14 protein-coding genes are annotated in these 11,571 nt (G+C 36.1%); 4 read left to right on the top strand and 10 right to left on the bottom strand.

Annotated elements, in window-relative coordinates; genetic code table 11:
• Window positions 1-204: carbonic anhydrase (locus tag R3333_RS07925; RefSeq protein ID WP_318958252.1), on the bottom strand; the 204-nt coding region annotated here is incomplete at its 3' end.
• 140 nt (window positions 205-344) lie between these two features.
• Here R3333_RS07925 and R3333_RS07920 point away from each other — a divergent pair.
• A complete protein-coding gene (locus R3333_RS07920) occupies window positions 345-1,607 on the top strand; it encodes an NAD(P)/FAD-dependent oxidoreductase (RefSeq protein WP_318958251.1) in 1,263 nt (420 codons plus the stop codon).
• Between the two features lie 37 nt (window positions 1,608-1,644).
• On the opposite strand, the gene R3333_RS07915 is transcribed toward R3333_RS07920, so the two are convergent.
• From R3333_RS07915 to R3333_RS07905, 3 genes are all read right to left on the bottom strand, one after another.
• On the bottom strand, window positions 1,645-2,166 hold the full coding sequence (locus R3333_RS07915; protein WP_318958250.1) for a cold shock domain-containing protein: 522 nt from the start codon (window positions 2,164-2,166) through the stop codon (window positions 1,645-1,647).
• 180 nt (window positions 2,167-2,346) lie between these two features.
• A complete protein-coding gene (locus R3333_RS07910; RefSeq protein WP_318958249.1) occupies window positions 2,347-2,907 on the bottom strand; it encodes a uracil-DNA glycosylase family protein in 561 nt (186 codons plus the stop codon).
• 17 nt (window positions 2,908-2,924) lie between these two features.
• Window positions 2,925-3,740 carry a hypothetical protein gene (locus tag R3333_RS07905; protein WP_318958248.1) on the bottom strand — a complete coding sequence of 272 codons (816 nt, stop codon included), beginning with the start codon at window positions 3,738-3,740 and terminating at the stop codon, window positions 2,925-2,927.
• Window positions 3,741-3,994: 254 nt separating this feature from the next.
• Here R3333_RS07905 and mnmA point away from each other — a divergent pair, with 254 nt between their 5' ends.
• Complete coding sequence (gene mnmA, locus R3333_RS07900) at window positions 3,995-5,173, top strand: tRNA 2-thiouridine(34) synthase MnmA (RefSeq protein WP_318958247.1); 1,179 nt, start codon at window positions 3,995-3,997, stop codon at window positions 5,171-5,173.
• Here the strand turns inward: mnmA and R3333_RS07895 are convergent.
• From R3333_RS07895 to R3333_RS07885, 3 genes are all read right to left on the bottom strand, one after another.
• On the bottom strand, window positions 5,160-5,567 hold the full coding sequence (locus R3333_RS07895; protein WP_318958246.1) for a helix-turn-helix transcriptional regulator: 408 nt from the start codon (window positions 5,565-5,567) through the stop codon (window positions 5,160-5,162). The two genes, mnmA and R3333_RS07895, sit on opposite strands and share 14 nt — an antisense overlap.
• Before the next feature lie 263 nt (window positions 5,568-5,830).
• On the bottom strand, window positions 5,831-6,028 hold the full coding sequence (locus R3333_RS07890; RefSeq protein ID WP_318958245.1) for a hypothetical protein: 198 nt from the start codon (window positions 6,026-6,028) through the stop codon (window positions 5,831-5,833).
• Window positions 6,029-6,166: 138 nt separating this feature from the next.
• The gene (locus R3333_RS07885) at window positions 6,167-6,571 is read right to left on the bottom strand and encodes a hypothetical protein (RefSeq protein ID WP_318958244.1); all 405 of its coding nucleotides are present in this window, start codon (window positions 6,569-6,571) and stop codon (window positions 6,167-6,169) included.
• Window positions 6,572-6,764: 193 nt separating this feature from the next.
• On the opposite strand from R3333_RS07885, the gene R3333_RS07880 reads away from it, so the two are divergent.
• A complete protein-coding gene (locus R3333_RS07880) occupies window positions 6,765-7,802 on the top strand; it encodes a hypothetical protein (protein WP_318958243.1) in 1,038 nt (345 codons plus the stop codon).
• 20 nt (window positions 7,803-7,822) lie between these two features.
• On the opposite strand, the gene R3333_RS07875 is transcribed toward R3333_RS07880, so the two are convergent.
• Genes R3333_RS07875 through ettA form a run of 3 tightly spaced genes read right to left on the bottom strand, consistent with a single transcriptional unit; the run spans window position 7,823 to window position 11,209 of the window.
• Entirely contained in the window at window positions 7,823-8,044 is a 222-nt protein-coding gene (locus R3333_RS07875) for a DUF3820 family protein (RefSeq protein WP_318958242.1), read from the bottom strand.
• Window positions 8,044-9,489 (bottom strand): aminoacyl-histidine dipeptidase, encoded by a 1,446-nt coding sequence (locus R3333_RS07870; RefSeq protein WP_318958241.1) that lies wholly within the window; start codon window positions 9,487-9,489, stop codon window positions 8,044-8,046. Before R3333_RS07870 ends, R3333_RS07875 begins: the two co-directional genes overlap by 1 nt.
• Before the next feature lie 31 nt (window positions 9,490-9,520).
• Window positions 9,521-11,209, bottom strand: a complete 1,689-nt coding sequence (ettA, locus tag R3333_RS07865) for an energy-dependent translational throttle protein EttA (RefSeq protein WP_318958240.1) — start codon at window positions 11,207-11,209, stop codon at window positions 9,521-9,523.
• 150 nt (window positions 11,210-11,359) lie between these two features.
• Here ettA and R3333_RS07860 point away from each other — a divergent pair.
• A partial coding sequence (locus R3333_RS07860; protein ID WP_318958239.1) for a ChaN family lipoprotein occupies window positions 11,360-11,571 on the top strand: 212 nt, incomplete at its 3' end.

Raw genomic sequence — 11,571 nt, 5'->3', positions numbered from 1 at the left:
CATGTTAGCTATGTTACGGTGTACAAAAACATCTCCGGGCGCAGCACCCATTAATTCTTCTGCAGTAACACGACTATCGGAACAACCGATGTACAACACCTCTGGAGACTGACCTTTAGATAAATTCTCAAAATAATTAGCATCAACATCTAATTTGCTTTGTACCCAATTCTGGTTATTCTCAAAAATCTTCTTTAATTCCATGTATTTCAATTAGATATGCAACCCGTCGTCACTCTTGTTTCAATTGAGGTTTTGAAGATAAGAAATAATCTCCAAAACCTTGTTGAATGATATAAAACTGCTTAATTTTAATTGCTAGTATTAAACACATAGGTAACATTATGTACGCTAGAAAAAGAGTGGTTATTATTGGCGGCGGATTCGGAGGTATCCAACTGGCAAAATCACTAAAAAACACTGAGTTTGATGTATTGCTCATCGACAAAAACAACTTCCACACCTTTCAACCCCTTCTCTATCAAGTCGCCACCAGTGGGTTAGAACCCGGCAGCATCGCCTACCCCATACGACGCGTTTTTAGGAAGATTTCCAATGTTAAGTTTAGGATGGCAGAAGTCAAAAACATCCTTACCAATCAAAGTAAAATTGAGACAAGTGTTGGTTTAATCCATTACGACTACTTAGTAATCGCCACGGGATCATCTACGAATTACTTCAATTTCGACAGTAAAAAGGGTAAATTACTTTCCTTAAAATCAGTAGTTGAAGCCTTGGACATCAGAAGTTTTATCATGGAAAACTTAGAAAAAGCCATGCTAACTCGTTCCATTACTGAACAACAAGAACTGATTAATGTTGCTATCGTTGGTGGTGGACCTGCAGGTATAGAAATGGCAGGAGCCTTGGCTGAAATGAAGAAATGGGTTTTACCCAAGGATTATCCTGACATTGATTTCACGCAGATGCAGATTCACTTGTTTGAAGCTTCAGATCGCTTATTAGGAGCAATGTCACCCCTCGCATCAAAAGCAGCTAAGAAACACCTTGAAAAACTTGATGTGGTCGTAGAATTAAACACTCTTGTTGAAGACTATGACGGTGCACGCCTACAAATTCAGGATAAAGATGACTTTGTAACTGAAACCGTAATTTGGACAGCCGGAGTTAAAGGGAATATTCCCGATGGATTAAGTAAAGACATTGTAGCTCCGGGTAACCGTATTAAAGTAGATGACTACAACAAAGTACAGGGGTATGATAACATTTATGCCATTGGAGATGTTTCTGCAAACATCAACGATGATAGTCCAAGAGGACTCCCCATGCTTGCTCCCGTTTCTATGCAACAAGGTGCTTTATTGGCAAAAAATTTAATCGCCCTACAAAAGGGAAAAGGGTTGAAAAAATTCGAGTATAAAGACAAAGGGTCTATGGCTACCATAGGTAGAAAAAAGGCAGTAGTTGATTTACCCTCCATATCTTTCCAAGGAACATTTGCTTGGTTTGTATGGATGCTCATTCACCTACTCTCTTTGGTTGGCTTTAGAAACAAGATTGTCACCTTAGTAGACTGGATACAGAATTATTTCAATTACGACCGTCCTTTAGGATTAATCATAAGAAGGTACAAGCGAAAAGATTAGGTATAAAAAAAGGGAGTTTAATAACTCCCTTTTACTTTTATTCTTCTTCATCAGACGATGTCTCTTTCGACTTATCCTCTGGTGTTTCTTTTGGCTTCTCTTCTTTCTTCTTCCACTTTTTAACGCGAACTGCATTAAAACCACGTGGTCCTTTCTCGATTTCAAAATTCACTTTATCCAATTCTTGGATATCATCAATAAAGTTATTGATGTGTACAAAGTACTTTTCTTCAGAATTTAAATCTTTGATGAATCCGTATCCTTTATCGTCTTTAAAGTATACTAATTTCCCTTCAAAAATTGGATCGTATTCTTCCTCTTCTCTTTTCGGAACTCCAATTTCAATCGAACTTGCGTCAATTTTCTTTTTCTTAGAAGGGTCAACAGGTGTATCAACTAAGTGTCCATTTTCATCAACATAAGCTAACATGTCTTCAAATGCAACTCCTTTGTTGTTGTCATCTCTTCTTTCCTGCTTCTTAAGTAATTTCTCTTGTCGTTTCTTCTTTTTCTTTTTTTCTCTCTCTTTTTTATTAAAAGTCTCTTGGGATCTGGCCATTTACTATTTTTAAATTAGACAATAATCAAACTGAAATAATGCTGAAAACAAACGAAATGCCTGAGTGAAACATGAGTATTTATCTCGAAGGGCTTACAATAGCTCTGAATAGAACATTATGAAGATTGAGGCACAAAGATAGTGATTTAATCCTCGTTAATCAATTTATTCTAAGTATTTCTATTGCTTTAGTAATAAGTAGACCTTTTCTTTGAGTACAGGTATAGCCTGCTCTAGAAACCATTGATTCTTTTTCAACCAAATATTATTACGAGGTGAAGGATGGGGTAATACGAAATATCTCGGTAAAAACTCTTCAAAATGCAACACCCTCTCACTTAGATTTTTATAGCTATCATTACAATAGTATCTCTGGGCATAAGCACCAATTAACAACACTAACTCCACTTTGGGCATAAGTGACAACAATTTTTCGTGATGGGTCTTTGCACATATACTCGGTGGCGGATTATCTCCACTCTTACCTTTACCAGGATAACACAAAGCCATAGGAAGTATGGCTACCTGTTCACTATAAAAAAGAGTTCTATCTATTCCCATCCATTCCCGCAAACGATCTCCACTTGCATCGTTGAAAGGAAGTTTTGTTTGATGCACCTTTAAACCTGGTGCTTGACCAATAATTAGAACCTTCGCTTTTTCGTTAATTTGAAATATAGGATTGGGCTCTAAACGATCTTTACAAAGTTTACATTTTACAACATCTTCTAAAACTAACATATTACAAAAGTAACACCTTATTCTTTATCCTGATTTTCAACATCTTCACTTCCTTGTGCATCCTTTTCTTGAGACGGGTTAGCTTCACCTTCCTGTTCTTCATCAGTATTAAAGTACTCCGGATGGAAATATCTATAATGCTCGAGCTTATCATTAATAAACACAACTAACTCATAATCTGTAGAGGTCCTCAAGAAATTCTCATCAATGTTTAAGAACTCTACAAAATCAGCGAAATGTTCTTCCTTTAAATTTCCAACATCATTAGATACATACAACCTTAACAATTCCTTAAGTATAGCATTGATATTGTCTTGATGTTCCAGTTCTGCCACTTTTTTCTTGGCTTTACCCGTTTTGGAGAATCGTTCATAAAGCGCAGTGATCGGAGATTGTACAACATTAATACCTGTTACCGTTCGCGTTTCGCGCATACTTAACTCTTGTCTTTCTTTTTTAATTTCCTCCAGTGATTTAAGTGGATAAATACGAACTTCATCAAATTCTTGAACCTTAGGTGATAAGGGTAAATCAATAATAAATTGACAATTACTGTCTGCTACAACTATATAGCTGTGTTTGGAGTATTCTTTCACTGTTAACGCTATGGTATCGCCATTTTTGGTGTACATAGAAAAAGTACCATTAGGCATACCAAATACACCTTTACCTTCAGATTTATTAATGACCATCATATTATAAAACCCTTGAGGTTGTAATGTATCGTAAACCTTTCCCTTAACATAGACCTGCTCACAGGCAACTGTATCTTCTTGTGCAGTTCCGAAGAAGGCAATAGATAAACCAATTAGAATTGATGCGTAGATTTTCATACAACGAAAATACTCAATTGTTTCTACAGCTTTAAGCTACAAATGTTAAATTGTGTTTACACTACAAATGTTACAGAAGTAACACGTCTGTTTAAACCTATCGACATTTGTAATAACATTTAGAGTTACAAATGTGTAACTTCATCCATCTCAATCTAATTACAAAAGTAAACTCTAACACCAAATCACCCCTCCTCTTACCAATTGATATGTTTAGGACAATAACCTTCTGTTAAATTGACTATTTTTGCATCATGAAAAGAGTAGTTGTAGGTTTATCAGGTGGTGTAGACAGTAGTGTTACAGCACATTTACTTCAAGAGCAAGGATATGAAGTAATTGGTATGTTTATGAAAAACTGGCATGACGAAAGTGTTACCTTATCAGATGACTGTCCGTGGATAGACGACAGTAATGACGCTTTATTAATCGCCAACCAATTGGGAATACCTTTCCAGGTTATAGACCTAAGCAAAGACTACAAAGAACGCATCGTGGATTATATGTTTGCGGAATACGAGGCTGGAAGAACTCCCAACCCAGATGTTTTATGCAACCGTGAAATCAAGTTTGATGTGTTTATGAAAGCAGCGATGGAGCTAGGTGCAGATTACGTGGCAACCGGACACTACTGTAGAAAGGTTGAACACGAAGACGGAAGCTTTGGTTTACTATCAGGTTTAGATAACAACAAGGATCAATCGTACTTCTTGTGCCAGTTGAGTCAAGAGCAACTATCTAAAGCACTCTTCCCTATTGGAGAATTACAAAAATCTGAAGTTAGACGCATTGCTACAGAAGCCGGATTGGTTACTGCCAACAAAAAAGATAGTCAGGGATTATGTTTTGTTGGTAAGATTTCACTCCCTACTTTCCTTCAACAAAAGCTTGAAGCTAAAAAAGGTAAGGTACTAGAGGTCAATATCAACCACTTTGATAAACAAACGCAAAATTCAATTGAAGACACTCTTGAAAACGTTGTAGAATTGGCACAGCCATTTGTATTAGACAACGCAGAAACCCTAGAAGTTGCTGAACATCAAGGTGCGCATTTTTACACGATTGGCCAACGTAAAGGATTGAATATCGGAGGAAGACCTCTTCCCTCTTTTGTAATTGGAATAGATACAGAAAACAATATTGTATACTCTGGACAAGGTGAAGATCATCCTTTATTAAACAGAAAAGCTTTGTTTATTAAAGAAGATGAAGTACACTGGGTTAATCCTAATCGTTCTTTGACTCCTGGGGAAACAAGAACGTTAAAAGTGAGAATAAGATATAGACAACCGCTTCAGGACGCTACATTGGTAATGAAAGAAGATGGAATGTACATTTACTTTGAGCAATATCAAAAAGGGATTACGCCGGGTCAGTTTGCTGCGTTCTATGAAAATGATGAATTAATAGGTTCTGGAGTTATTCTTCACTAGAAGAAGTATACTCTTTGAAAGTACCATCCGTATAGAAATAAACGATTTTTTCTACCGTCTTTTGCGAGGCGGTATTTTTTTGGGCTAAACTTTGAGGTGCTTGTGCAGGATTTATTGCACTTACTTGTTCGTTTTTAGGTTCAACCTTTGGACCGCTAGCATTGTTGACCTGAGCAGCCGGCTCTTTACTAGGTTGCTTACCGCTAACTAGCCAATCACCACTCACCCTTGGGAAGGTATTTAAGGTTTTCTGAATAAAATCAAGACTAGGTTTATTTCTACCACTCAGGATATGCGATACACTAGATCGCTGAACACCTACTTTGTCTGCAAAGGAGCTTGCATTCAAATTGTTCATCTTCATAATCATTTTTAAACGGTCTTGTATACTCATGTAACAAATGTAATTAAGAATTACAAATATCACAAACATATAGATTTACAAAAATAACAAAAAGGCAAGCCTTAAATAATTACAATTGTAACACAAGCTAAAATAGCATATGCCACTTTCAATACAGAACGCTAATAAACACCTTCTATACCCTTTAGAATAAAACGTTTAAATAGAATTTTATACACACCTGGAATTAAGACATGTATTTACATCACAGAACGTGATTACATTTGGATCATTATTTTTTAGAAGAGCATTTATTAATTTTTGGAGAACCCAAAGAATATTGAGCGCCTTTCCATTTGCTCTACCGCTTCTTTGTTTGAGATAAGGTCCATTAAATTAGCAACTTCGAAAATGCTTAATTCGCTCTTTACTCCTTTTGCGTAGTGCATTTCCAATTTTTTCTTAGCAACATTCACAGTATTCATTCCTACTTTATTTTCAGTTAATATCATTTTGTCAAATTTTATAACTCAGTGTACGACACGGTGTTAGGAGAAGTTTCAAAAAAAGTTGGAAAATTTACATTTTTAACACAAATTATTCTATGACAACTTTAAAGAAAACAATGTAACATATTGAAAAACAGAAATCTAAACCTTGTAACAGTTTTTTACATTTTTCTCATTTTTTTTCTCAAAAGGAACTGAAATTATGTAAAACACTAGTACTAAAGGGAATAAAAACACTTTCAACACCTTTTTAAAAGTACGCTTAACTCCTCTTTTTATTTTAGCTTTTACACGTGCTCTTTTCTCAGCATCTTCCAATCCAAAGAACTTGTACGCTCTTTCAATTAACACATTTACAAAACCCCATTTCTGAATATTACTCCACCTAAAATCATTCAAACTATCGATGTACTCGAGTACGAAATTCTTCACGCTCATCAATAATAAATAAAGCGTACCTATACACTTTAAGCTTAAGGTTTTTAATTCAACACTTAATAATTTAACTTCATTTCTAACTTCTTGGTCTAAACTAATACTAATCATGGCGATGGAATTTTTAATCTACACCACAAATAAACTAAGGTTTTAGGCTGATTATTTAGAAATTAAGCTAGAATAATCTATCTTTAATAATTATTAAGCTTACTTAATAATATTTGCTAAAAAATTAAGTTTTCTTAATATCTTTGCTTAAGAAATGAGGCTTTCCGCTACATATCACCCTATTTTATTCCTTATGAATAAAGCAAAAGAGATGCTCCCCATGGCAACCTCTATTAAGGGGGTGTATGTAAATGAAAGTAAATCCATGATTATTAGTGACTTTCACAACAATATTGTTTTAGAAGAAAGTGACCGCGTTAAGTTTCAGAATTACCGAAAGTCAAAAAGCAATACCCGATGGCTACCTGTAGGCTTCGAGGAAACACGCTTTAAACCTGAACTTACACAGTTAGATTTATCTTCCGAACGCGAAAACAGAACCCTCTGTTTAGCTTTTAATTCTGCCAACGACAGTTTTAAGGACTTGATCTTTATTGAATTTCCACACAAATTCAACCTCTATAATCATGTGAACGATTTTGAAAGTATTCACGCTTCTGAAAAGGATATCATCTCTACGCTGTTATACCAAGGATTTTTATTCGACTATAACCGTATTGTAGATGAAGCTAAAACCTTGAAACAATTCACACAAGTACAGCATGCGTTAAAAGATCAAAATAAGCGTACGCAATTAGAAGTGGAAGAATTGAAGAGCTTACAGCGCGATTTCATTGCTCAATTGATCAGTAGCATAGTTGCTGAAAAAAGTAAAGCACTACAATTATCTATACATGTAGAAAATGACTTTGTTGAGCAGCTTTCTGAATTAAAATTAAACACAGAAAAACTAAACACTGTTGTTGAAGAAGCGATTGATATTGCTTACAATTTGAATTTCGGAAGCAATTCCTTAATCCTAGAAGCTATCTATCTAACCAATATCAACTTGAATACGGAAGAAGAATTGGTAAAAGATAGAGCGCTTGAAATTTTAGATAGCTACGAAGAAAGTGCTAAGAAGTGTTTAATGGCCGGACTCAAAATTACAGGGAAGAATGTTGCTGCACATTTAGAACCTCCAGTTAGTCCACCAGCAATTACTGACGCCGTTAAGAAAAATGCAAGCAGAATTGCTTACTACCTAGATAAGCACCCCACAAAATGGAAACATATTAAAGCAGGCTTAAAACCCTTGCAAAATATAAACGATCGTAGAAAAGCGAGCTAATAAAAAAAGGAGGTAATCACTTACCTCCTTACTAATGGTCGAATTAAATCTTCCAAACCATTCACTTTAATATCATACATGATCTGCAATTGCTCACCTAATTTCCCCTTGGGAAAACCTTTGTTTCTATACCACACAAGGTAAGGCTCTGGCAAATCAACTAAAAAACGCCCTTGGTATTTACCAAAGGGCATTTTCATATTTGCTAATTTCAATAATTCAGCTCTATTATCAGCTAACATTAGGCTGGAATATTCTTCAAGGTTTCAATTAAGTATCCCCAGAATTTTTGAACAGATGAAATAGATACACGCTCATCTGGTGAGTGAGGTTGTCTAATTGTCGGTCCAAAAGAAATCATATCTGTGTTTGGCAAATGTTTGCCCAAAATACCACATTCCAACCCTGCATGACAAGCTTTCACTTGAGGAGCTTCGTTAAACATATCTTTGTACAACTGCTCCATAGTCTTTAATATCTTAGAGTTTGGATTAGGTTGCCATCCTGGGTAGTCTCCAGACTGAACAACTTCTGCCCCTAATAACTCATACGTAGACTTAATCGTGTTTGCAACTTCCCATTTTGTAGATTCAACTGAGCTACGTTGCAATGACTGCGTGATGAACTTACCACCATTCACAATAACTCTAGCTAAAGAAGAAGAAGTTTCAACCAAACCTTCAATATCCGGACTCATTCTGAAAACTCCATTATGCGTTGCATGTACCGCTTGCAAAATCTTTGTAGTATCAGCACCAGAAACAACTTCTGTTGGTAAATCTGTAGCAGCGATTGAAAACTTCATATCTTTTTCAATACTCGCAAACTCTTCAGCCAATGCTTCCGTTTTCATTTCAAAGTAGCTTTCGAATGCTTCAGCATCCATTTCAGCTATCGTTAAAACCACTGTAGATTCTCTAGGTATAGCATTTCTCAAACTACCACCATCTATGCTTGCAATATTTAATTTCACAGGAGAATCGTACATCAACCTATTCATTAATTTATTTGCATTCGCTCTACCTTGATCGATATCCATACCAGAGTGACCTCCCATCAAACCTCTCAATTCGATTCTGTAAGCTTTAGACCCGGCCGGAGTAGAGATTGATTCGTACACATAAGATGTATTCGTATCAATACCTCCTGCACAACCAATGCTTAATTCATCATCATCTTCAGTATCTAAGTTCAAAAGAATAGTTCCGGTGAAATTAGAAGGATCTAACTCCATAGCTCCAGTCATACCTGTTTCTTCATCTACAGTAAACATTGCTTCAATTGCAGGGTGTGCAATATCTGTAGATTCCAATATCGCCATTATAGAAGCAACACCAATACCGTTATCAGCTCCCAACGTAGTACCTTCTGCTTTTACCCAGTCTCCTTCAATTTTCATTTCAATACCTTGTGTATCAAAATCAAAAACTTTGTCAGAGTTCTTTTGGTGCACCATGTCAACGTGACTCTGCATGATGATGGTTTGTCTATCTTCCATACCTGGAGTTGCAGGCTTTTTTATGATGATATTACCTATTTTATCTGTTTTCGTTTCCAATCCTAATTTCTTACCGAAATCAACCATGAATTGGATAACTTTCTCTTCTTTTTTTGATGGACGCGGAACGGCATTTAAATCTGCAAAATTATTCCACATCGCTTTTGGTTCTAAATCTCTTACGCTCATTTGTTCTGTATTTAAAGAATGAATGTGTGTTCTAGTTTTTTGTCAATTTTCTGTATTTCACACGTTTTGGAGAAGTATCTCCCAAACGCTTTTTCTTGTTCTCTTCGTAGTCAGAGTAAGTACCTTCGAACCAGTAAACTTCAGAATCTCCTTCGAAAGCTAAGATGTGTGTACAAATTCTATCTAAGAACCATCTGTCGTGAGAAATCACAACGGCACATCCCGCAAAATTCATAATCCCTTCCTCTAATGCTCTCAAGGTATTCACATCAATATCATTGGTAGGCTCATCCAGTAACAACACGTTTGCTTCCGTCTTCATGGTCATTGCCAAGTGCAAACGGTTTCTTTCACCACCTGATAACACTCCAACTTTCTTACTCTGATCAGCTCCTGAGAAACCAAACTTAGAAATGTACGCTCTAGCGTTCATCTTTTGAGAACCTATTTCTATGTGTTCTGTACCACCAGAAACTACCTCAAAAATTGATTTTTCTGGATCTAAATCTTTATGCGTCTGGTCTACATATCCTATCTCTACCGTTTCACCTATGTTGAAAGAACCAGCATCTGGTTGCAATTCATCCATGATCATTTTAAAGATGGTAGTTTTACCCGCACCGTTTGGTCCGATAACCCCAACGATACCTGCTGGAGGCAATGAGAAGTTTAAGTTATCGTACAATAATTTGTCTCCAAATGCTTTGGCTACACCTTCTGCATCAATTACATTACTACCCAAACGTGGTCCATTAGGAATAGGAAGTTCTAAAGTCAACTCCTTCTCCTTAATGTCTTGACTCATCATCTTATCGTAGTTCGATAAACGCGCTTTATTCTTAGCATGACGTCCTTTCGGGTTCATTTTTACCCATTCTAACTCACGCGCTAAAATCTTCTGACGTTTAGACTCTTGTTTCTCTTCTTCTTTTAAACGCTTACCTTTTTGCTCTAACCAAGAAGAGTAGTTTCCTTTCCAAGGAATACCTTCACCTCTATCCAATTCTAGAATCCATCCAGCAACGTTATCTAAGAAATATCTATCGTGGGTTACGGCGATTACCGTTCCTTTATACTGTTGTAAGTGTTGCTCTAACCAGTCAATAGACTCAGCATCCAAGTGGTTAGTAGGCTCATCCAGCAATAATACATCAGGCTGCTTCAACAACAAACGCGTTAAGGCAACACGACGTCTTTCCCCTCCTGAAAGGTTTTCAATTTTCTGATCATCTGGAGGACAACGTAAAGCATCCATCGCTAAATCTAATTGTGCATCTAAATCCCATGCGTTAACAGCATCAATTCTATCTTGCACTTCACCTTGTCGCGCAATGAGTTTATCCATTTTGTCTGGATCATTCAACACTGCTTCATCCATGAAAGAATTATTGATTTCTTCGTATTCTTTTAAAAGATCTACCGTTTCTTGTACACCTTCCATTACGATTTCTTTCACGGTCTTGTTTGGATCCAATTCTGGTTCCTGTGGCAAGTAACCAACAGAGTAACCATCACTCCAAACTACATCACCTGTATAGGCCTTGTCTAAACCTGCAATAATCTTCATTACAGTAGATTTACCCGCACCGTTTAAACCTATGATTCCAATCTTTGCCCCATAATAAAAGGACAAATAAATATTTTTAAGAATTTGTTTTCCAGCTGGTGTCTGCTTATTGACCCCAACCATTGAAAAAATGATCTTTTTATCGTCTGACATACTTTGTTTTTTAGCGCATCAAAAATACTCAATATATGCGAGACGACTAAGAAAACAGGGCGAATCTTTAGTTCCTATCTCGAAATTATATCACAATAAATAGGTATTAGCGAATTCGTATAGCTCTCTTATATTTGTAATAAAAAAAACATGAAAGCGATACTTACACTACTAACACTTTTCACACTGGCTTTAAACAGTTTGGCGCAGCTAGAAAATTATAAGATATACAACGGTAAAGGGAAGGAAATAAGTTACCAAAAGATGCTTAAATCATTACAAAAACAAGAAGTTGTATTGTTTGGAGAGTTGCACAACAATGTAATTTCCCATTGGCTAGAATTAGAATTGTTAAAATCTCT

Origin of the sequence: Lishizhenia sp. (assembly GCF_033720595.1) — a bacterium.
Lineage (GTDB): Bacteria > Bacteroidota > Bacteroidia > Flavobacteriales_D > Crocinitomicaceae > Lishizhenia.
This window is presented reverse-complemented; position numbering and strand designations above follow the sequence as displayed.